This window comes from Maledivibacter halophilus (assembly GCF_900167445.1).
Taxonomy (GTDB): domain Bacteria; phylum Bacillota; class Clostridia; order Peptostreptococcales; family Caminicellaceae; genus Maledivibacter; species Maledivibacter halophilus.
Map to the genome: position 1 here is coordinate 15992 of NZ_FUZT01000011.1, position 22183 is coordinate 38174.

Here is a 22183-nt window from a genome sequence, read left to right on the forward strand (position 1 = left end):
ACTGGAATACAGTAACTTTATTTTATGATTTCTTTTTCATATTCATCAATATTATTACTAAGCACATTAGCTAATCCAACAAATTCACAACCAATAATATATCCTTCATTGATCTTCTGATTTCTTACAATTCTAAGGACGCTATAAAACATTTTTTCTTCATCAATAATGATCTTTGCATTAAAAAAATATCCTATAGGCAATTCTGTTTCACTGATAAAGCCTATACCTGTTTTAGAAAGATTTATAACCGTTACTTCATTGTCAACATCTTTAAGAGTTTCATCTCCCGATTTATATAAAGAATTAATTTTTATCTTTATATTTACAGGCAGTCTTTTACTTTTTCTTTTATTCTCCATATTAAATCCTCCTTACTATAGTTTAAACTTATATTAAATAATAAATAATTTTAAAGTATTATAAATTTCACAGAAAATACATAGGAGCATTTATTTCTCTCTATAAAATTAATATTGGTCTTTAATGTTCCTATCCATAGATAAAAGAACTTTCTATTACATATATAAAGATATTATATCATATGTACTCTATTAGATAAGTCATTAATTCTATTTATTAGACTATTAAAATTACATAAATTTACTTTCAAATTATTTCACTATATATTTACTATTTTGAATACTATTGTCAATAAAATATGTTTTGTCATAAACTATAGTAAAGAAATTAACTCTCCTACTTGCATCCATATTAAATATATCTAAGTTTTAAGCTATGTTTTCATTTCATATTTTTGTACAAGAAAAGAGGTAGTCTAATGAGAGATAATTCAAAAGAATTTTTTAGCATATTGAAATCTGAGATTTTTACAAATTTATTAAATACAGATAAGATAAAAATTGCTCAGTTAAATACAGCAATAGCCTTACTTATTAAATGTGACATTAGCTTTGATTTAGAATTCACCTCTGGTACTGAAAGGCTTCTTCCCCAAGCATTACTTACAGTTTTTATCAATCGTAAAACAAGCCTCCAATTCACTTTCTATTTTGATTGTTGATTATTTTACTAATTCATACATAGTTTATCGTCCATAACCTTTAACAATTTCAATCAATCTATTATTTGACTTCTCAGATAAACCCAAATCTTCTATTTCCTCCATCAACATTTTTATAGAGCCGCACCCCTTGATATATCCATTTACATGAGCAGCTGAAGTTGAATTTATAAAATCATTAAAATTTGAATACATAGAGCTGAATTCCTTCATTAATTCTCTAACTAATTGAAGATAGTACTTTTGATGATAATTTTCTGCTGGGAAAAACTTTATAAGTGGCAAAACTTCAGTACATAATTTTAAGTTTCCAGACTCTTCTTCTTTCTTTTTAGATTCATAAGCCTTTTTCTTTTCCTCTTCATTATTGTAAAAGATTATTGACATATATTGTCTCAGTGGTGGTTTATACTCTGGACTATGGCTTTTCCAAAAAATATCAAGAAGTTCTTCATATGAAATTATATCTGAATCATAATCTATTTGAACAGCTTCTGAATGGTCTCCTAAATCATGATAAGAAGGATTTTCCTTAGCTCCCCCTGAATAACCAACTCTTGTGCTAACTACACCTCTTGTAATCCCAAACTGGGCATCAGGACCCCAAAATCATCCCATTGCAAAGGTTGCTGTTTTAATATTTTGCCGTCTATTTAGATCTATAATAGGTAAATTGTTCATATATTATCTTCTCCTTAATTTTTTATATTATATATTATTTTACCCATACATAGATAATCAACACTATCACTTAAAATAAATTTCAGATAAAATAATAATTTAATTTTCTTTTACAATAAAAGTAGGTAAAGTATAGCAATCATGGAGTCCAGAAATGATAGGATTTTTCCCTACCCTTGAATAGAGACCATATAACTTTTCATTATACATGTAAATTCCTGTAATATTATTAAATTTACTTATCTTCACTTTACCATCAACAAATTCAACTAGATCACTTTGTCCAGGTGGATAATATTCTTGTATTAAATAATCCTTCCCGTCACACTGTAAAAGCTTTTTTTCCCATTCTTCATCATTGAAATCTCTTCCAGAGTATACTCCTCTAGAAGCGTATAAATCACTTGGCTTTAGAATGTAACTTTCTTTATTTTTTACTAGCTCTTTAATATCAAAATTTTCTTTTTTAAATTTAGCTGTAAATGGTATGTGTTCTTTTACAAAATTTCTTTCATCATCAGTAAGAAATTCCAAGGTATAATTATCATGTAAAATCTCAAAGATAATCTTATTATGAATAATTTGGGATTTAATTGGCCCAATTATACAAACTTTTCCTTCTTTTGCAGCCTCTATAAAATCAGGAATTTCATCTGCTCTTTCTAGTAAATCTCTTGTAACAAGTCTTCTATAGACAATATCAATTTTTATATCATCTATGTAAAGCTTTCCATCTAAGTATTTTAAATCTCTAGGATCAACTATTCTTGCATTATATCCCTTACTCTCAAACCTCTCCTTAAAAATCTTAAACTCATTTGGACTAGCTTTATCAATAAAGTCAACAATTGCCACATTGGGGTTTTGTATGTTTTTATTAAACTCTTTAAAAATACTTATAGATTCATTAACCCATGTATCAAAAAGCTCAAAGGATTTAATATCATATTCCTTTTCCATATCTTTAAAGGCTATAGATTCAGATAATATTCCTGTAAGCTCTCTATCCTCATTCATGGCCGATGATCCATCTGCATTCAACTCACAAAACTTAAAACTGCCATCTTCCTTATAAAAAATATCTATTCTAGCCATAGGAACTTTAGCATTATAACCATGTTCAATTAGAATTAAATCTTCTAGCTGTTTTGAAAAACCAAATTTTTCTCTGAAATTAGGATCTTCTATATATCTATCTATAATTTTTCTAAGAATTTTCATCAAAGTAGAACTGATTCTTTTAAATACTTGAAGGTCCTCTTCCGTATAAAATTTAGGCATATACAAAAACGGAACTGGCTGTCCTTTATACCTGGCCGTAGAGTTTTTTACTTTCTTTATAGCTTCTAAGTAATCTTTATAGCATATTTCTTCTTTTTCTTTAATAATATCAATATATTGTTTATCTAAATCTAATCGGTTCAAAACTTTCACTTCCTTAATAATATATTATTTAAAATACACTTTTCTAAAGCCAATTTTTTTCCTAAATGAAGATTATTTTTTATTTGAAGAGATAGGGTGATTTCATTATAAAGGAACTCTTTAAGGGGAAGAAGATATTTACTTTCTTTATCCTCTAGTCCTTTTTCTGCAATATAGATAATTTCCTTACAAATACTAATTAAACTTTGATTTCCTATTATTGCATCCTTTCCCATTTCAATAATATCCTTTTTAATATCTTTAACCTTATCATTAGTTAAAAAACTAAATTTTTCATATAAGTAATTTAAATTTTCTTCATCATATAAAAGACCCTTCCAAAGTGCTATTGCCGCAATATTTAGAGGATATGGCAGAGAATCAGCCATCCTAATCTCAATGAAATTTTTTGTTCTTACATCTGGGAAATACATTGTCATAACATGTTCTAGTTCTTCCCTTGAAAAATCATCGGGATAATAAAGCTCTTTAAACAATTTATCTTTGGTAAATTCAAATTCATTATTTCTTTTTATAAATATTGGCGGTGCGTTTAAAATATAATTTGCATAATCTTCATACCCAAAGACTTTATCTAAGGAATTTGGAACTAGCATAGATCTGTCATCGTCACAATTATTCCATATATGCACTCTTAATATGTTTTTATCCCAAATATCTCCTTCAAAGAAAGGTGCATTATCAAACATATAGGAAATAATGGGTGATAATGTATTAGCAACTCTAAACTTCTTGATATAATCTTCTTCATCTTTATAGTCAACTGTTACCTGCAGGGAAGCTGTTCCCTTCATCATATTATGGGCAAGCTTACCCCTTGTTTTGAAATACTCTGACATGTATTTATATCTATTTTTAGGAATAAAAGGAATCTCTTTTATCTTGCTTTGAGGATGATATCCAAGGGCTATTATTAGTTGATTTTTAGCATCTAAAATGGGAATTACATCATCTAAAAAATTTAAATATTCATTTTCAATCTCTTCAATATTTTTACAGGGTCTCGTACTAAGCTCTATTTGGGCTCCAGGTTCAAGGGTAATATTACTGCCATTTTTAGTCAAACCCATTAAATGATTTTCTTCATACTTGCCTTCCCATCCTTTGCTCAAAAGCTCTTTTAATGTAGATTCAACTCCTTTGTCACCATAATAAGATATAGTTTCTAATGTTTCTTTATTTACAATAAAATGCTCAAACTCACTACCTATTTTAAATTTTTCTCTATTTTTTTCACTTTCTCTAAAATAACTTACAATTTTATCTTTTTGATAATTTAATTCATTATCATTATTCAATTATATTCCTCCTCTATCTTTATCAGATTATATGTTTAGAATCAATATTAAACTCTTGCCCTTTTCTATTAATTTCTAATATCTTTGTATCATAAGAATTAAGTTTATCTTTAATTTTCTCGGTAATATAAAAGTCATGTCCAAAATGCATAGGTATCAAAATCTTTGGATTTACTCTTTGAACAAAGTACTTAGCAGAAAGATAATAATACTCATCAAGTCTTGGGTCAACAGGCACAAAGGCTATATTAATCTGTTGTCCTATTAATTTATCCACTTCAAACTTAAAATCTCTTTCTTCCTTTTTCTGTTCTTCTATTGAATCATTTTTCCAATGCCACCAATTCAAATCGCCAGCATGAAAAACATTAATTCCATTAATATTAACAAGAAAAGATATTCCACTATCGGTTGATCCAAAACTTTGAATTTTCAAATTATCAACCTTCAAAGTTTTATATTTATCCATAAAATTATAATTATGCTTAATTTTTTTTACCTTTATATCATTGCCAAGGAAATATTGTATACCAGGATTTGTTTTTTCCCAATCAAAAATGCAGGTAGAAAAGTGATCCGAATGACTATGACTCACAAATACATAAACATTGTCCTCCACAGAAAAATATTTATCTGTATCGTGATCTATGGAATCAAATACTAAAACAGTGTCATCAAGTCTTATTATAAACCCGCTATGAAAAATGTGAATAATTTTCAATTTAAATTCCTCCTTTAAAGTTTATCTATATTTGAAATTAACTATAAGTAAGATGGAAATTCATATTAAGCATATATAGATATTCTAGTAAAATAGTTAATTTAAGATAGTTGTATAAAGTAATTATGTAATTTCTTAAATCAAATATTTTGTCTTCTCTCATTTATATTTATTTTATTATATAACTATACCCTTTTTTTCTTTTTTTTATCTTATATATTGATATTTAAGCAAAAAAAAAGTGCCTTAAAGACACTTTGATTATATTTATTGACAAATAAAAGATTCAATATTTCTAAGATCTGTCCCAAAGTAAACCCACCTAAATCCTATCCATCTAAATCCAGAAACTGATCTGCGTCCTACATAGGTTAAATATGACCAAAATTCCTGACCATTTTCCAACCATAAATAAGTATATCTATATCTGCATCGTCTTATGGCTCCTGGATCCACAGCTCTAATCCCTGGAGCCCTCTCGGGAGTATACGACGGTGGTCTGCCAGGGGGCATTGATGCATCTGAAGGCCCTCCCGGTCCAACTGGTGGCATTCCTGGTCCTCCAATAGGTGGTCTAAAAGTAGGTCCCGGTTGAAATAAAAATGGTGGTCCACCAAAGGGTGGCCTAGGAAATCTATATAACATTCTACAATCACCTCATCTAAAGATAACTAATATTAGAATTTATAATGTCTAAATTTAGTTATCTTTAATTAAATATTATGTTCAAAACCCGTATTACATAATATTCTCAAAAGAAGGAAATTGTGAATAGTATTATTTATATTATTTCTAAAGTTTAAAACAGTTTATTAAACACTATATAGAATATATGGTTTTATCAGAAGGTAATTATGTAATTTGCTTAAATATTAAATTTTTGAATTGAGTTTTGTAATTCAATTGATATATCAGCAAGTTGTTCAGCAGATGCAGCAAGCTGCTGTAGTGCAGCTGTTTGTTCTTCAGTAGAAGCCGCCACTTCTTCAGTTGCAGCAGCATTTTCTTGCGTAATACTAGAAATATTTTCAATATTTTCTCCAACTGAAAGGGAGCTTTTATTTAAGATTTCGCAGGCCTCAGCTGCTTGTTTTGTATCCTTTGTAATAGTTTCTACTGCCTTTAATACATTATTAAATACCTCAGCTGTTTGTTCAACTGCCTTTTCCTGATCCATTACAATATTCTCCGTATTCTTCATTTCTTTAACAACCTTGTCTACATCCACCTGTATTTCATTTATAAGTTCACTAATATTTGAGCTTGCTTTACCTGATTCTTCGGCTAATTTTCTCACTTCATCAGCAACTACTGCAAAACCTCTACCTTGATCTCCTGCTCTAGCTGCTTCAATAGCTGCATTAAGTGCAAGCAAATTAGTTTGTTCTGCAATATTACTTATTAATTCTACTATCTGACCTATTTGTCCTGATTTATTTGACAATTCCAAAACTTCATTTCCAACGTTTATTGTGGCTTCTTTACTTTCCAACATTTTATTTTTTTGATATTCAATTATTTTGATTCCTTCATCAACTGTCTCCTTTGCTTTAATTGTAAGATTTTGAGAATTGTTTGCACCATCCCGCACCTGTCCTATGCCTTGAATTAATTCATTTACCATATTACTTCCCTTTGCAGTAGATTGAGCTTGTTCTGTAGCACCCTTTGCCACTTCAGAAATAGTTTGGGCCACTTGTTCAGATACTTTACTAGCCTCTTCTGTTGAAGCTTTCATCTGCTGAGAAGTAGATGCCACACTAATTCCCATCTCATTCACATTTTCTAACAGTTTTTTCATATTTTCAATCATATTATTAAAATTTTTAGCAAGTGTGCCTATTTCATCATTACTTTTTAAATCTACTTTAACTTTAAGATTACCTGCAGCTACTTTCTTAGTAATATTAGCCATTTCTACAATAGGTTTAATACTTTTACTAACAATAAAAAATATCATTCCACCAATTAAAATTACAGCCACAAAGCCTATTAACATTACTATATACCTTAATATAGTTACATTGTGAGTTATTTCCTTATAATCTGCTATCATTGCTATAGACCAGTTTATAGAATGAAGAGGGGCATAAACAGCTATTTTCCTCTCTTTTCCTTCCTCATAATTATCTTTCCCAGCTTCACCTTCTATCATTTTCTTTGTTATATCTACTAAACCCTGATTATCACTTTTTGTGAAATTTTCATTTAAAATATAATCCTTGTTTTTATGGGCTATAATTGTACCATTTTTATCAATCATATAGGCATATCCATTATCTCCTAATTTTTCTGAATTTATAGTATCTGTTATATTCGATAAATTTATTGTTGCTGCCATCAACCCAACAATACTGTTATTCTCTTTAATAGGTGCTGCAACTACTATTACTGGATTCCCACTTGATTTTGATATTACAGGCTCTGAGACTACAACTCTATCCATCATTGCCTTAGAAAAATAATCTCTATCCTTTACATTACCTTTCTCTCCATTGATTCCATGATAATTTCCATTTAAATCCGAAATAAAAGCTAATTCAAAATCTTGAAACAATTCTTTTTTCTGGGAAGCTAGTTCTTCAAAACTGCTATAATCCAGTGTTCTTGCTTCTTCCATTAAAGCAAATAATTTCACCTTTTCCTCCCATTCATGAATCTTTTCATCTGAAAAATTTACAAGTTTACTAACCTTGCTTTCTGCTATTTTCTCAACATCGTCAAGAATTATTCTTTTAGCTTGAAAATATGTTGTTCCAGCAATACCTAATATTCCAATTACAGCAAATATTAATACAGGTATCATTATTTTGTACTTTAAACTTTTCAAAATTTAACCCCCTCAATAAAATATGTATTAGTAAAAATACTACTAAATATATTTTCGACAAATTTCGATGTTTTCCTTAACGTTTTGTCGAATTTTTTAAAAATTAACAATATATTAATATTTCCTTTAATATATTCTACCTTTATATATTACAAGAGGTTAATTTATCAAAAAATAAGAAAATAGCCTTTGAAATACTTTAAGACTATTTTCCTGTTCTAATAATTTATTATTTTTAAACTCCGTATATTTAAAGCTTATTTATAATGCTAGCACTGTATGCGGCTCCAAATCCATTGTCTATATTTACCACACTTACTCCGCTTGCACAGCTATTGAGCATAGTTAGAAGTGATGATAAACCTCCAAAATTGGCACCATACCCTACACTTGTAGGTACTGCAATAATAGGTTTATCTACTAATCCACCTAGAACACTGGCCAGAGCTCCTTCCATTCCTGCCACAACTATTATAACCTTTGCTCCCCTAATCAGATCAAGCTTAGCTAATAATCTATGTATCCCCGCAACTCCAACATCTACAATCTTTATTACCTTATTCCCCATAGCACGTGCAGTTTCATATGCTTCTTCTACTACAGGTAGATCCGATGTTCCAGCAGACACTATTGCAATATAGCTTTCAGTATATTTTTCTTTTTCTTTTTTGATAGTAATAATTCTCCCTAATTCATTATAATTTGCATCTTCACATATACTTTTTACAGCTCTATACATTTCTTTATTAGCACGGGTAGCAATTATATTCTTTTCTTTAGTCAACATGAACTCCACTATTCCTTTTACTTGTTCAACAGTTTTTCCTTCACAATATATGACTTCAGGATGGCCTACCCTCAGTTCTCTATGATTATCTATTGTGGCAAATCCCAGTTCTCTAAAGGGAAGATCTTTAAGCTTTTTAAGGGCTTTATCTATTCCTACCTCTCCAGACTTAACGCCTTCTAATAGCTTTTTCATATCTTCAGAATTCATTGGAGTTCCTCCTCGCAGTTTATCATTTGTTTATTTCTCTATTGTCTCATTGAAGCTCCCTGTTCTATAGCCTTCCATGTCTAAGGATACATACTTAAACCCAAGCTCCTTAAGGCTTTTTGAAATATTATCCATAAGTTTTTCATCAAATAATTTTTTTCTTTCTTCTTTTTTCACTTCTATTCTAGCCAAATCCCCATGGGTTCTTACCCTCACAGCTCTAAATCCTATACTCATTAAATACTTTTCGGCCTTCTCAATTTTTTCAAATTCCTGGGTCTTTAGTTCCTCTCCATAGGGTATCCTAGTAAGAAGACATGCATATGCTGGTTTATCCCATGTTTTCAATTTAAGCTTTTTTGAAAGCTCCCTTATTTCCTTTTTAGTCAATTTACATTCCATTAAAGGACTTTCAATATTAAGTTCATTTAAAGCCACCAGTCCAGGTCTATAATCCTTTGTATCATCAAAGTTTGAACCATCAATTACATGTTTATATCCTTCCTTTAGGGCAATATCCTTAATTCTGGTAAAAATAAATTTTTTACATAAATAGCATCTATTCTGGGGGTTATTTCTTATTTCCAGGCTTATTGGTACTTCTATAATATCATGATTAACACCAATTTCATTTGCAAGCTCCCTTGCTTCCTTTATTTCCCACTTAGGTATATATGGTGAAGCTATTGTAATAGCCTTCATATTATTACCTAATGCCTCTTTAGCAGCCGCAAGTAAAAATGTACTATCAACTCCCCCTGAAAAGGCAATCAAAACACTTTCAAGATTCTTAAGATATCGTATGAGGTTAGAATATTTAGTATTAATGTTCATTTTAACAACCCCTTATTTTATCATTTATTTCATTGTATACTTCATTTATGGAAATATTGTTTTCCTTTGCAATTCTCTTGCAGTCTTCATATTCGGGCTTTGATTTAATTATTTTTTCACCATAATATGAAGTTTTTACTGTAACATCCCCATATTTTGTTCTAAATTTTGAAAAATCTCTGCTGAGCATAGTCTTATTAACTTTATATTTTCTAATTCCAATTGATGTTGTTTCCTTAAATACGACTTCTTCTATTGAACTTGTATTATGAACTTTAGTTAATATACTCAATTTTATTGCAGGTCTACCCTTTTTCATTATTATTGATGTCTTATATACGTCCAAAGCTCCTGCCTCAAAGAGTTTCTCCTCTATATAGTCGTATAATTCAGGATTCATATCATCTATATTTGTCTCTACTATATACTGCTCATCTTCCAATTCTCTATTTATTGTTTTTTTTTACCTTGCCTTGCAATATATACCCTAAGAACATTGGGAATATCCAACTCTCTTGTTCCTAATCCATATCCAATTTTCTCTATTATAAAATTAATTTTGTCTTCATATTCATCTACATTTGCTGCTAATATTGCAGCCCCAGTAGGGGTTGTTGTTTCAAAGGGTACTATACCAGATCTAATAGGAACACCCTTTAGTATCTCTACTGTGGCCGGTGCTGGTACAGGAATAAGTCCATGGGCACATCTTACAAAGCCTCCTCCAACTTCAACCTGGGATGCCACTATTCTATCGGGCTTTAAATAATCTATACAGATAGCCGCTCCAACAATATCTATTATAGAATCAATTGCTCCAACTTCATGGAAATGAACATCATATAAATCTTTACCATGAACCTTTGCTTCAGCCTTTGCCACCTCCATAAACATATCTAAGCTGAGCCTTTTAACTTTATCATTTAATTCACTCGAATTAATTATTGTTTCTATATCCTTTAAGTTTCTATGAATATGCTCATGGCCTTGTTTATGGTTGTGGTGATGATGTTTATGTTCATGGCAATTATTGTCATCATGGTCATGATTATGATGGTCACTATGCTGATGTATATGGTCGTGAGAATTTGATTCATGCTCATGATGATTTTCCTGATTATCTAAATCACCATCATTTAATATTACATCCACCTTTGTTCCCTGAATTCCACTTTTATTTCTTTTCTCTACTCTTATTTTATATTCACTATCTATTTTTAGCTTCGCTAATTCATTTATAAGGTATTCCTTATCCACCCCTAAATCAATCATAGCTCCTAAGTTCATATCTCCACTTATACCGGCAAAACAATCATAATATAATATTTTCAATGATTATCACTCCTAAGTTTTTATAATTGTATTTATTAGTCTATAACTCTCCACAAAAACTATATATAGAAACAAGTTTATATCATGAACGAAAAGCAAATATTAATACTCCCTAAGCTATATTTTAAAACAAAAAATTTTATTTACTAGCACAACAAGTTAAATTATGTAAAGTATAAACATCTATACAGTCAAAATTAAGTCTTTTAATTTCTTCATAAATCTCAAGATTTTTTCCATTTATAGTTGGAAATCTCATTGTTCCAAAGCCTAAAAGAGATGTTTCAAAATTTTCTTTCCCAAATTTTCTATATTTCATAATCGAACCTCCTAGTTAAAACTATTTAGCTTATATTTTAACACATTTCTTTAATTGAGGAAATTGCATAACTCTAACTTGGCAAAATTGCATATGCGAATATTATCCTTAATTTAATTATTTACAATAAAATATATTTTGATGGTATAGCTTCGAAGATTTTAAAACAATATATAGTAGTTAGTTTTTTGGAAAGGTAATTATGCAATTTGCTCAATTGAATAAATGAAGTCAATTTATAAAATACTTTAGATTAGTGATAATAATATATGGGGTGAATTATAAATGAAAAATTTAACTAAACCAGCTATTCTTTCTATTTCTTTACTTATTATAATGACTGGAAATGCTGTATCTCCTGTTCTTGGTGAAATAAGTGAAGCTTTTCCCAACGCTGATACTTCTTTAATAAAGATGGTACTTACACTTCCATCCTTTATTATTATACCCTTTAGTCTTATATCTGGAAAAATATCTGCTTTTTTTAAAAAAAGAAAGATAATAATCACAGGACTAATTATTTATATTATTGCTGGCTTAGGATCAGGATTTTCTAAAAATATATATGAGCTTTTAATTTTTAGAGGGTTATTAGGAGCTGGTATGGGATTGATTATTCCCTTTACCACATCTTTGATAGCTGATTTTTATGAGGAAACTGAAAGAACAGTTATGATGGGATTATCCAATGCAATAGCAAATTTAGGTGGCATTATAGCTACACTTGCAGCCGGAGTACTTGCAATTTATAATTGGCGTTATATTTTTCTAATATATTCAATAGCAATAGTTATACTATTTTTAGTTATATTTCAATTACCAGAGCCGCAAAAAAGAAATTTTAGCAAAAAAAAATTTTCTTTTGATAACAGAATATTATTAATATCTTTTTTAGCTTTCTTTTTAAATATAGTATTTTATTCTGTCATTACAAATATGTCCTTGTTTATTAAAAACGAAAATATTGGTAATTCAGGATATTCAGGTATTACACTGTCATTTATCACTTTGGCTGGTTTTTTAAGTAGCATACTTTTAAGACAGATATCAAAACTCTTTAAAAGAATAAGAGTACCCTTTGCTATTAGTATTATGAGCTTTGGTTTTTTACAATTAAGTAGATCATATAACCTATCTTCTGTACTAGTTTCAGCATTTATGATAGGCTTTGGATTAGGTATTTTAAAACCCATTTTGTTTTTAAAAGTATCTGAATTTGTTCCAAGAAATTCAAATGCATTTGCAATATCCTTGGTTAGTAATTCTATATTATTTGGCAAATTCATATCTCCATTTTTCATTAATTTGTGGGTAAAACTTTTTAATAATACTGATTTTAGATTCATCTTTTTATCAATGGGAATATCTCTAGGTTTAGCTGGTGTTATATCTTTGTTAGTTATTTTATATTGTATGAAAGCTCTTAATCCAAGATGTTGAAATGAAAGAATCTAATGAAATTTTTATAATTTTAATTAGTAAATCGTAACTCTTTTGGTAACTTTAAAAATAAATTCCTATAAATAATATCTATATTATTTTATCTTTAGGTCAAAAAAAACTCTCTATAATTATAGAGAGAAAAATAGCTATACTTAATTCTTTAATCCCTTTGAATATAATAAATATCCTCCTAGCTGCTCGAGAGTTTCTTTTCTCTCTTCTTCATTTAAATTTTCTAAATATATCTTTATTCCCTGCGCCACATCATTACCCCCCTTAAGAAACACCAAAAAATCAAGGGAAATAACATGTGCAACAGAGTATTCCCTTTGAAGTATAAATCCAGATCTTTCAAATATATTTTTCATGGTTGTTACTGGATGCTCAACTCCATATGGCCAGTTCTTTGTCATTTCTGCAGTCCACTTTCCTAATCTATAAAAGAAACTTTTTGTATAGGGATTAAATGTATGAAATTCTTTAGCTATTCTAAAAATTTCTCTAGAAATAGAAATTTGTTCTTGCAAATCAAAATGCTCCATAACACCTCCATTCCAAACAATATCAAAAAAATCATCTTTAAAGGGTAGCTTCTTTGTAAGGTCTGCTTTTATAAATTCACCTTCACAATTATATCTTTCAAAATATTTTTTTGATACTTCAAGAGCTTTATCTGAATAATCCAACAAATAAACATGTGCTCCATCAAGTGCAAGTTTTAGTGATATGCGACCAGAGCCTGATCCTGCCTCTAATATTTTTTTACCTTTAATATCTCCTATTTCTCTTTTCAAAGTTAAATATATTTCTTTAGATAGATTGTCATTAAATACCCATTTTGAATTACTATTTAATCTTTCTAGCTCATTTTGCCATATCTTATCCCATTCTTCCCCCATAAATCTCAACCTCTCTATAATTGCTTTAACACATTTTCAAAAAGTTTTTGAAAGCTATCATCATTTTTATGAAGTTTAGATAAAAATTTAAATCCATATCCTCCATATTGATAAAATAATCCTCTAAGATTTAAATTGAAATCTTCTTCTTTTCCTTGTAAAGTCATGCGTTGTGCCATTGAAGCATGATATACATAGGATTTTAAATAAGCCTTTGGTTTCCAATTTGTGCGCGTCCCCATATAATATAGATAACCTAGTAGTATACTGTCATCCTCATATCCCTGTTTCCCTTTAAGAAAATGATAATCATATCCGCCAATTTCTTGTAATATATTAGATTTGTGTATAACAGGGTGCACAAATCCTTCCCATATTTCCTCTTTAATTACTCTATTTAAAAGAATTTCTAATTTCTTATATTCCATAGGTACCTTTCCAATAGATACTCCTTTGTTTATTGGATGTAATTCCCCATTTGAGGTTATAATTCCTGGAGATACCATAGGTTCATCGGAAACTTTAAGAAAGTCAACTAATGGTATATGCCAGTTTTTCGTAAATACCATATCAAGATGTATTTCACATATAAAGGGAACCTCTGAGTAATTCTCCCAAATATACTCAAAGCAAAGTTGCCTCGCCTTTGCAATACCTATATTTTCACCATTTCCAATCATTATTGTCCTAATCCTATAATTGGATAAAAAATCTTCTATTTCATCATTGGTTAAGCATCCTTGATTATATAATACTACTAGTACATCATCGGAAAGCTGCAAGCTTGAAAAACATCTATGGGCTAAATCCAGATCGTATGAACAATATTTTTCATCATTTCTTATGAAAAAAGGTAATGTATATATCATTTCCATAGCTTAATCTCCCCATTTTAAATTTCCTTCCATTTTATAAGACTTGGATTCTTATCAAGTATTGTTTCATACTGATTTATATTTCCATATACTCCTTCAGGATCTAAATCCATATATCTCCTATATTTCTCTTTTCTTAATGCCTCATTAGACCATCCGTAGTGCTTTAATCTTATATTACACTGGCATCCATCAAGTTTGGTAATATTATTAGGAAACCGTCCACAGTGCTGTGGTGCTTCATTCCAAGTATAGTAAAAATTAGGCTGATACCTAATCAAAAATATTCTATAATACTTATGAGCCATCCAATAGGTATCCTCTCTATAATAGGATTCATCCCACATATCAAAGAGCCTAAAGCTATAATAATCAAATGAAGATTGATTTATTAAGTCCCTTATATAATTAATAATATTATTTTCAAAGACTTCATCGGCATCAAGACATAAAATCCAATCGGGATTTGTTTTTAATGTCATTTCCCAGAGCTGCTTTCGTAAATAAATTTCATTTTTAAAATTAGAAGATTTATTTGTAACAATATTTTCTAATTTGTCTTTTAATATTCTTTTGCATACTCCTACTGTGTTATCTTCACTTGCATCATCTAAAATCACTGCATTATCTATATATTTAAATGAATGTGACAACACTCTGCTTAAAAACTTATTTTCTTCATTTCTAACTAACATCATAAGTGTTAATTTATTATTTTCTGATTTAGCTACTCTTTCTTTAGCCTTTAAAAGATTATCCAGGGAAAAACCCAATATATTTTTGTTTTCACTATTTCTTAAAGAGATAAAATCTATTAGCCACAATGAATCCTTATATTTTTTTAAATGTAAGCTGCATGAAAAATATTTCTGATTTTCTGTATTAGCTTCCTTAGATGATATAGAAAACCTGACTTCAGCTTCTACTACCTCTTTATGGATCTTCTCTGTATTTATATTTAAATCTATTATATCTGCTGTACATATTGTTTTATGACTTGTCAAATAACCTATTATTGTATCTTGGCTTTGACTTAATTTTTCAATATAATGAGGTGATAAATATCTATATCCTTCAAACCCTGTTACAACTCTATAATCACAGGAATAAAAATTTTTTATGAAATTTTTAACTATACTGCTAATATTAGATTTAATTGAAATCTCTTTAGAATAATCAAAATCTGATTTTTCACCTTCTAGACATTTTTCTTTATAGTCCCTAACACCATCAAGATCACTTTTTCTATATATATGATAGGCTGGGTAAGTGGTATCAACATAAAGTTTAAAACCTAAAACAGCAGCCCTTATGGAAAAATGTCTATCTTCCCCCCAAAAAGATATATTATATATTTCATCATAATTTACACCTTTGTTTAATGCTTTTTTACTAATTAAAGTACATGCTCCTAGCCCTCCGACTTCATAGATTCCAGGCTCTTTTAATTTTTCTATAAAATTATTTAATCTATGACTGGTTTCCCTTTGGGATAGTTTTTCTTCTCTTCCTTTTTCTATCATTGAATATTGATCATAAAGCCATACCTGAGGAAGTAAAGAAGAGTCCTGTCGCCATTTTGTCCAAAAGATTTCTGAAATGATATCCTTTTTAGTTGAAATCAAATGGTTAAGTGTTTTGGGATGCAAAACTATATCGGAATCTATTAGAAATAAATAATCATAATTATTTTTTTTACAATAATCGATTATTCTATTCTTATATTTTGCAACCTTCCATATCAATTTTTCATTCCAATGATGGGTATCTTCATTGCAGATATAACTATCCACTGCATTTTCCTTTTGAATTATAATTTTTTCCTTTGCTCTTGATTTAAAATCTTTAAGTAAGTCTCTAGATGAGCTTTCCTCATTATCATCGATAAAATAGTAATTTACTAAAATATTGTTTTTTTCCAGATTATCTAAAGAATCAAGAAAATGTTTTAATGTATCTGCTTCTTGACGTATAGAACTTCCTATCAATATTTTTAACTTTCTTTTAAAGCCTTTATTATTACTGCTCATCGCCACTACTCCTATTCATATTTCCTTATATAATATTTCTACCCCTCTATAATCAATAGTATCTAACTCCTTAATAGACCTTAAAACTTCCTTTACAGCCATTTCTTTAAATCCATTCTTATAATATATTTGTGCAAGTTCTAAAAGTACTCTATCAGACTCTAAATAATTTAACACATACAACAATTTCTCAAACAATTGAAATTCCTGTATTTTTAATACTTCCTCTAATATCTTCATTATCATATTTAATGATTTATCGTCATCTTCTTTTTTCAAAACAGCTTCATTTTTACCTAAAAAAACATTATAAAGCTGATGATAAACTCTATACCTATAATTCTCATTATCCTCTTTTATATGATCAAGAACTGATTTGGAATATTCCAGGTCAGTAATGAAACCACAAATAAATATATATTTTAATCTTTCCTTGTATTCATTACCTTTAGAAGATAATTCATTAAATCCCTTTATTGCCTCGAAATATTTTTTTTGATAAAATAGTGTTCTATTTATTTGAAATTTTACTTGATAATTATTTTCTTCTATCTCTCTAGCTTTTTCTAAATACCCCATTGCCAAATCATATAGTCCTTCAGTTATTAGTACATCCGAAATTAGTAAGAGATTAGGTACATATTCTAAATTAAAGTATTGAGACAATTTAAAGGAAACATATCTTTTATTGTCATGTATTTTGTTCAGTATTGCACCGATTTTATAAACTGGACTTTGTATTGATGGATTAAATTTTAAAACATTTTCAAAACATTCAAAGGCCTTGCTAAAATCCTCAAATTCAAAATATATTTCACCTAATGCCTGATAGGGTCTGAAGGTTCCACATCCATTTAAAAATTCAAGCTGACTAGGAGGTTTCCCTAAATCTAGACACCTGTTAAAGCTATCTATAGCTATAGTATATTTTTTGGTTTTTAAATATATCCATCCTCTTATTAATTCCAAATCTGTAAACTTCGGATATATTTTTAAGCCTTCTTCTATAGCATTTAATGCTCTTTTATATTGGCCCAATTCATCTAAGCACATAATTCGCCTAATAACTAATTTTGATGCAAAACCATCATTAAAGTCTAATTCTCCATAGACTAAGCTAAAAAAATCCAATGCCTTTTCTTTATTACCCATTGCAAAATACTCGTTTCCCAGATTAAATAAATGAAAATGATTTTTGGGATCTTTTTTCAATTCTTCTTCAATAATAGAAATATTTCTATTGCGCTTATTTTTTTCCTCTACCACATCATTTAAATATCCATAATGGAAAATATGAATTTCTTCTGTAGAAAAATTTTTATAATCCATTTTATTATCTACACAAGTAATTTGTTCATGAATAGCCCCTACGAACTTATATTTCTTATTATTTCTAAGTAAACGAAGATTAAGATTGGAAACTATATCATTACCTGGCATATTTCCAACAAAACTCTGGGTTTTAAAATAATGGCCATCCTTTATTGATGTATTTATTAATTGGATAAATTCATCATGATCCTCATAGTAAAACTCATCATCCCCATCCATTAGTAAAATCCAGTCTTTACTTGCATACTGTATTGAAAAATTCCTTGCGTTGCTAAAATTATTATCCCATTCATAATAAAAAACTTTTGCATCAAAACTCTTTGCAATTTCAACAGTATCATCTGTTGACCCAGTATCCACAATAATCATTTCATCAACTAAATCCTTTACACTACTTAAACACCTTTCCAGATGTTTTGCTTCATTTTTTACAATCATACATAAACTAACTGTTTTATTTCCTTTCATTATTACTCCCCCCTTCAATATAGATAACCAACCTTAAAATTTATAATACTTTAGAGTTGATTATCTATATTTCTTCAATTTCAATAGTCTATGATTTAAATTTAACATTGCTTTGCTATATAAAAGGTTAGGAAAAACTCCTATGCAAAATCTAAAGTTTTTCCTAACCATGAAAGTCAATTGTTATCTATTAAAAATTAAACTTGTGCATTATAATGAACATTAAAGGAACATGCTTCTCCACCAGTATCATAGAACAATCTTGTATATTTCAAGAATCTACCGGCCACAAGGGTAACTTTATCACCCGATTCCAAACCTACAGCGCCACTTGGATCATCCATGAAATAGCTATCGGTACTTATTGGACTAATTTGTAGCTGAACAGTTAGTGTATTTGAACCAGTATTAAATACATAGAAGGAATATTCACTTTGCTCTCCTGTATTTTGTACAAATGTAGCCGTTGCAACAGTTACATCTTCAAATGCGAGACTATCCTCTGTCAATAATCTTGAAGATAATTGTATACTGTCTGTTGCACCTGATAGTGGTCTTATGTCAAAGTTTTCTGCTGTAACTGATACCGTTTCTCTGATTACAACGCTATCTGTTACTCCAGATAACTGTCTTATGTCAAAATTCTCCGCTGTAACTGATACAGTTTCTCTAATTACAACGCTGTCCGTTACTCCAGATAACTGTCTTATGTCAAAATTCTCTGCTGTAACTGATACGGTTTCTCTAATTACAACGCTGTCCGTTACTCCAGATAATGGTCTTATGTCAAAGTTTTCTGCTGTAACTGTCACTGTTCCCAATTGGATTTGACCATCAGAATCTGTTCTAATAGGTCTAACATTACCATCGGCATCTACACCATTTATAAGGGTTTGAAGTTGTTCTGCAACTCCATTGAATACTAAATTATTTGGCATTTATCTAACCTCCTTTCTACAAAGGATCCTTTACTCAGATTAATTTATATTAGTTAAATGTAAATTACTTATTTCTTTTTATCCAATCATTTCTGAGCAAGGAGGGATGCTTATCCCAGTTCTATATTATGTTCCTATCATAGATTTGTGTCTATTTAATATATTTTTTAAAAAATTATTTTTGACCTTGATACCATATTCTAACCCTAGATATTTCATTATTATTTATATTTTTTACTCTTAACCTTGTGAATTTTGCAAAAACATAGGGGATAAGGACCACTACTTCATTCTTTTTAATTACTTTTACTCCTTTATCTTCAACAAAATTTACCCCATCTGGACTAATTTGCAGATTTGCAGTAACTGAACTTTCTCCTAAGTTCTCAATAAAATAAGTTACTGTTTTTGTTAAAGAAGTGTCTCTAGTTTTTGAAAACTTATAATCTCCATTGGTATCAAATTCTTCTATTCCTTCAATAAATTTAGTTGGAATTACCTTACATACACATTCTGATTTTAATTGATAAATTATATTAATATTTGGTCCATAGGACTTATTTATATCTGTTATCAATCTTGCATATGTATTATCCTTTATTTCATCACTTTTCAGAATAATACCATGATTAGGAATTTGATTATCATACCATTTACGAACTATAGAAGTAATATCAAATTCATTTTCTATTCCTCTACCTACGGCTGCACTTTCTCCTCTTATTTCTTCATTAAAAGGTGGCTGATTATTCCAATTGACTGTATCTACTGACCAATTTTCTATTAAAGCATAGGGGGTAATTTTTTTGGGAAGCGTTGCAATATTATTAGAAAAGCTCGTTATGTTAAATGTGGCTTCTATTATCATTGCATCTTCTGGCAGCGAAGTTATAGGAAACTTAAATAATATTCTGCAAATACAATTAGGAGTATACCTTCCTAAAAACATAGCAGGAATATATCCAAAATTTTCAGATGGCTTATTTGAAATAATTTGTGCAATATTTATATTAGGTTTTATATGAAATGGTTCCAAACTATCTCCCCCCTTTACTACATATTAGGAATATTTACCTTGCTTAAACATAATTTTTCCTACTTTATCATATGTTTATCGTTAATATATATATACAATTTTTTATAAATTGAGATAATTATATAATTCGAATTTAGGTCAATCCCATATTCAAATATTATTTTTAATTTAACCTGTTGTGCTAATAGATTTAATTAAAGCAAAAACCCTATATAAATTTCTTTTCTATGAAAAACTAATATATCTTCGCAAGAAAAGGTCTATAGGGTTTTTTATTAATTTATAGATAAAACTTATATTATACTCCTGTCATTGTAATAGTCTTATCTTCATTGCAAACAATAAGCTTCTTAGAATTATTAATAACAGTCTTTAATATTACCTTTTTGCCCCAAAGAGTAGTAATATATTTTAATGTTTCATATGCATAGTTAAGTTCAAGTTCTCTACCATCAAATTCATGGGTTAGTATAAGTGAATTATCTTTTTTTAGTACTTCTGAAACATTAATATAAGGTATTCCTCCTATTCCTACTGTACCCGCAAGAATATCTCTGATTTTTTTCCAACCTTCTTTATCTGGAACTTCATCTATTACATAATTATTTCCTTTTTTATTATAGCTAAAAATATTTAGTTCCTCAGCCAATTCTTTTGTTAGATATTTTTTGATAAAAGACTGATCTCTATCTAACTTTCTAACTTCAAATAATTTTTCTTTTCCATATTTTTTCTCAATATCTTCAAATATTTTAAAGCCCATATAATAAGGGTTAATACTACCATAAAAAGGTCTTATAATTTGGTTGTGCCTGTTCAAAAACTCCATATGCATGCCCTGGTCAAGGTCTAACTCATTTATTATTTTATAGTGCCAATGACTTGCCCAGCCTTCGTTCATAATCTTAGTTTCAATTTGAGGTATAAAATATTTTGTTTCTTCCTTTACAATCAGAAGTATATCCTTCTCCCATTCTTCTAAATTACTATGGTCAATTAAAAACTCCATTATATCATCTGTAGGTTCCAAAGGTATCTTATTTATATTAGGAAATGGAATATCCTTTTTAATATCTAAAGGACTATCAGTTTTAATATCATCATAATATTTTTTTAATATCCTTTTCCTTTTTTCTTCTTCAGACAATGTATTTAATCCTATAAACCTAGTAGTGTGGTATTTTATCGCATGGGCTGCATCTAATATTCGTTCTACCTTTTCATAGCCAATTGTCGGATCCTCTATATATGATTTTATTCTATTAGAATGGTTTTTGAACATTTCAATAGTATTTTTTGCCCTTGTTCCATCAACAAATAATCTATTATTCTTAAAAAAATCATTATGTCCATATACATGTGCCATAGTAAGTATCTGTAAAAGTAAGCTGTTATCCTTCATGAGATAAGCAATACATGGGTCGGAGTTAATAACCATTTCATAGGGTAATCCTTCTAAATTATATCTATAAAGGGTTTTCTTTCGCTCATAGGTTTTCCCATAACTCCAATGATGATAGTGGGAAGGCATCCCTACATATGCCTCATAACATATCATATCCTCATAATCACATATTTCAAACTCTTGATCATAACAATCTAGCCCTTGTGATTTTACAATATCAATAATCCTACTATCCCATTCTTTGAGCTGGCCAATAGTATATTCCATCATAGGTA

Annotated in this window: 21 protein-coding genes and 1 pseudogene; 2 read left to right on the forward strand and 20 right to left on the reverse strand. The window is 29.1% G+C overall.

Going from position 1 to position 22183, the window contains the following annotated elements; genetic code table 11:
- Nucleotides 1-17: 17 nt before the first annotated feature.
- Complete coding sequence (locus tag B5X81_RS19370; protein WP_079494106.1) at nt 18-362, reverse strand: PilZ domain-containing protein; 345 nt, start codon at nt 360-362, stop codon at nt 18-20.
- A gap of 419 nt (nt 363-781) precedes the next feature.
- Between B5X81_RS19370 and B5X81_RS19375 the strand changes: the two genes are divergently transcribed.
- Nucleotides 782-1024, forward strand: coding sequence for a hypothetical protein (locus B5X81_RS19375; protein WP_079494108.1), 243 nt, complete (start codon nt 782-784; stop codon nt 1022-1024).
- A 24-nt stretch (nt 1025-1048) separates the two neighbouring features.
- Here the strand turns inward: B5X81_RS19375 and B5X81_RS28630 are convergent, their stop codons facing one another.
- The 12 genes and pseudogenes from B5X81_RS28630 to B5X81_RS19425 all read right to left on the reverse strand — a co-directional run bounded on the left by B5X81_RS28630 (nt 1049) and on the right by B5X81_RS19425 (nt 11482).
- Nucleotides 1049-1237 carry a hypothetical protein gene (locus B5X81_RS28630; protein WP_330397432.1) on the reverse strand — a complete coding sequence of 63 codons (189 nt, stop codon included), beginning with the start codon at nt 1235-1237 and terminating at the stop codon, nt 1049-1051.
- Nucleotides 1238-1264: 27 nt separating this feature from the next.
- Nucleotides 1265-1621, reverse strand: a pseudogene (locus tag B5X81_RS28635) (peptide-methionine (S)-S-oxide reductase); the annotation flags it as partial.
- A gap of 183 nt (nt 1622-1804) precedes the next feature.
- On the reverse strand, nt 1805-3130 hold the full coding sequence (locus B5X81_RS19385; protein WP_079494111.1) for a glutathionylspermidine synthase family protein: 1326 nt from the start codon (nt 3128-3130) through the stop codon (nt 1805-1807).
- Between the two features lie 5 nt (nt 3131-3135).
- Entirely contained in the window at nt 3136-4449 is a 1314-nt protein-coding gene (locus B5X81_RS19390) for a glutamate--cysteine ligase (RefSeq protein WP_079494112.1), read from the reverse strand.
- 22 nt (nt 4450-4471) lie between these two features.
- Complete coding sequence (locus B5X81_RS19395) at nt 4472-5170, reverse strand: MBL fold metallo-hydrolase (RefSeq protein ID WP_079494114.1); 699 nt, start codon at nt 5168-5170, stop codon at nt 4472-4474.
- A 267-nt stretch (nt 5171-5437) separates the two neighbouring features.
- Nucleotides 5438-5815, reverse strand: coding sequence for a hypothetical protein (locus B5X81_RS19400; RefSeq protein ID WP_079494115.1), 378 nt, complete (start codon nt 5813-5815; stop codon nt 5438-5440).
- 220 nt (nt 5816-6035) lie between these two features.
- Entirely contained in the window at nt 6036-8000 is a 1965-nt protein-coding gene (locus B5X81_RS19405) for a methyl-accepting chemotaxis protein (RefSeq protein WP_079494117.1), read from the reverse strand.
- A gap of 250 nt (nt 8001-8250) precedes the next feature.
- A complete protein-coding gene (larB, locus tag B5X81_RS19410) occupies nt 8251-8997 on the reverse strand; it encodes a nickel pincer cofactor biosynthesis protein LarB (RefSeq protein WP_079494118.1) in 747 nt (248 codons plus the stop codon).
- 30 nt (nt 8998-9027) lie between these two features.
- A complete protein-coding gene (larE, locus tag B5X81_RS19415; protein ID WP_079494120.1) occupies nt 9028-9831 on the reverse strand; it encodes an ATP-dependent sacrificial sulfur transferase LarE in 804 nt (267 codons plus the stop codon).
- Between the two features lies 1 nt (nt 9832).
- Entirely contained in the window at nt 9833-10273 is a 441-nt protein-coding gene (gene larC2, locus B5X81_RS28640; protein WP_330397422.1) for a nickel pincer cofactor biosynthesis protein LarC2, read from the reverse strand.
- 8 nt (nt 10274-10281) lie between these two features.
- Nucleotides 10282-11163, reverse strand: coding sequence for a nickel pincer cofactor biosynthesis protein LarC (gene larC, locus B5X81_RS19420; RefSeq protein ID WP_330397423.1), 882 nt, complete (start codon nt 11161-11163; stop codon nt 10282-10284).
- A gap of 139 nt (nt 11164-11302) precedes the next feature.
- On the reverse strand, nt 11303-11482 hold the full coding sequence (locus tag B5X81_RS19425) for a hypothetical protein (RefSeq protein ID WP_079494121.1): 180 nt from the start codon (nt 11480-11482) through the stop codon (nt 11303-11305).
- A 285-nt stretch (nt 11483-11767) separates the two neighbouring features.
- On the opposite strand from B5X81_RS19425, the gene B5X81_RS19430 reads away from it, so the two are divergent.
- Nucleotides 11768-12922 carry an MFS transporter gene (locus B5X81_RS19430; protein WP_079494123.1) on the forward strand — a complete coding sequence of 385 codons (1155 nt, stop codon included), beginning with the start codon at nt 11768-11770 and terminating at the stop codon, nt 12920-12922.
- A 155-nt stretch (nt 12923-13077) separates the two neighbouring features.
- On the opposite strand, the gene B5X81_RS19435 is transcribed toward B5X81_RS19430, so the two are convergent.
- The 7 genes from B5X81_RS19435 to B5X81_RS19465 form a co-directional block, all read right to left on the reverse strand.
- The gene (locus B5X81_RS19435) at nt 13078-13824 is read right to left on the reverse strand and encodes a class I SAM-dependent methyltransferase (protein ID WP_079494125.1); all 747 of its coding nucleotides are present in this window, start codon (nt 13822-13824) and stop codon (nt 13078-13080) included.
- Nucleotides 13825-13838: 14 nt separating this feature from the next.
- Entirely contained in the window at nt 13839-14699 is an 861-nt protein-coding gene (locus B5X81_RS19440; RefSeq protein ID WP_079494126.1) for a hypothetical protein, read from the reverse strand.
- Between the two features lie 17 nt (nt 14700-14716).
- The gene (locus tag B5X81_RS19445; protein WP_139380397.1) at nt 14717-16729 is read right to left on the reverse strand and encodes a glycosyltransferase family 2 protein; all 2013 of its coding nucleotides are present in this window, start codon (nt 16727-16729) and stop codon (nt 14717-14719) included.
- A gap of 15 nt (nt 16730-16744) precedes the next feature.
- Complete coding sequence (locus B5X81_RS19450) at nt 16745-18529, reverse strand: glycosyltransferase family 2 protein (protein ID WP_079494128.1); 1785 nt, start codon at nt 18527-18529, stop codon at nt 16745-16747.
- A 197-nt stretch (nt 18530-18726) separates the two neighbouring features.
- Nucleotides 18727-19467, reverse strand: coding sequence for a DUF6385 domain-containing protein (locus B5X81_RS19455; protein ID WP_079494129.1), 741 nt, complete (start codon nt 19465-19467; stop codon nt 18727-18729).
- A 175-nt stretch (nt 19468-19642) separates the two neighbouring features.
- Nucleotides 19643-20503 carry a DUF6385 domain-containing protein gene (locus B5X81_RS19460; protein WP_079494131.1) on the reverse strand — a complete coding sequence of 287 codons (861 nt, stop codon included), beginning with the start codon at nt 20501-20503 and terminating at the stop codon, nt 19643-19645.
- 298 nt (nt 20504-20801) lie between these two features.
- Nucleotides 20802-22178, reverse strand: a complete 1377-nt coding sequence (locus B5X81_RS19465) for a SpoVR family protein (RefSeq protein WP_330397424.1) — start codon at nt 22176-22178, stop codon at nt 20802-20804.
- Nucleotides 22179-22183 lie beyond the last annotated feature (5 nt).

Bases quoted from the DNA above. Each gene is read 5' to 3' on its own strand.
- B5X81_RS28630 (WP_330397432.1), bottom strand. From the start codon at position 1,237: ATGAAGGAATTCAGCTCTATGTATTCAAATTTTAATGATTTTATAAAT.
- B5X81_RS19440 (WP_079494126.1), bottom strand. From the start codon at position 14,699: ATGGAAATGATATATACATTACCTTTTTTCATAAGAAATGATGAAAAA.
- B5X81_RS19455 (WP_079494129.1), bottom strand. From the start codon at position 19,467: ATGCCAAATAATTTAGTATTCAATGGAGTTGCAGAACAACTTCAAACC.
- B5X81_RS19375 (WP_079494108.1), top strand. From the start codon at position 782: ATGAGAGATAATTCAAAAGAATTTTTTAGCATATTGAAATCTGAGATT.
- B5X81_RS19425 (WP_079494121.1), bottom strand. From the start codon at position 11,482: ATGAAATATAGAAAATTTGGGAAAGAAAATTTTGAAACATCTCTTTTA.
- B5X81_RS19430 (WP_079494123.1), top strand. From the start codon at position 11,768: ATGAAAAATTTAACTAAACCAGCTATTCTTTCTATTTCTTTACTTATT.
- B5X81_RS19370 (WP_079494106.1), bottom strand. From the start codon at position 362: ATGGAGAATAAAAGAAAAAGTAAAAGACTGCCTGTAAATATAAAGATA.
- B5X81_RS19445 (WP_139380397.1), bottom strand. From the start codon at position 16,729: ATGAGCAGTAATAATAAAGGCTTTAAAAGAAAGTTAAAAATATTGATA.
- larE (WP_079494120.1), bottom strand. From the start codon at position 9,831: ATGAACATTAATACTAAATATTCTAACCTCATACGATATCTTAAGAAT.
- B5X81_RS19450 (WP_079494128.1), bottom strand. From the start codon at position 18,529: ATGAAAGGAAATAAAACAGTTAGTTTATGTATGATTGTAAAAAATGAA.
- B5X81_RS19465 (WP_330397424.1), bottom strand. From the start codon at position 22,178: ATGATGGAATATACTATTGGCCAGCTCAAAGAATGGGATAGTAGGATT.
- B5X81_RS19400 (WP_079494115.1), bottom strand. From the start codon at position 5,815: ATGTTATATAGATTTCCTAGGCCACCCTTTGGTGGACCACCATTTTTA.
- larB (WP_079494118.1), bottom strand. From the start codon at position 8,997: ATGAATTCTGAAGATATGAAAAAGCTATTAGAAGGCGTTAAGTCTGGA.
- B5X81_RS19435 (WP_079494125.1), bottom strand. From the start codon at position 13,824: ATGGGGGAAGAATGGGATAAGATATGGCAAAATGAGCTAGAAAGATTA.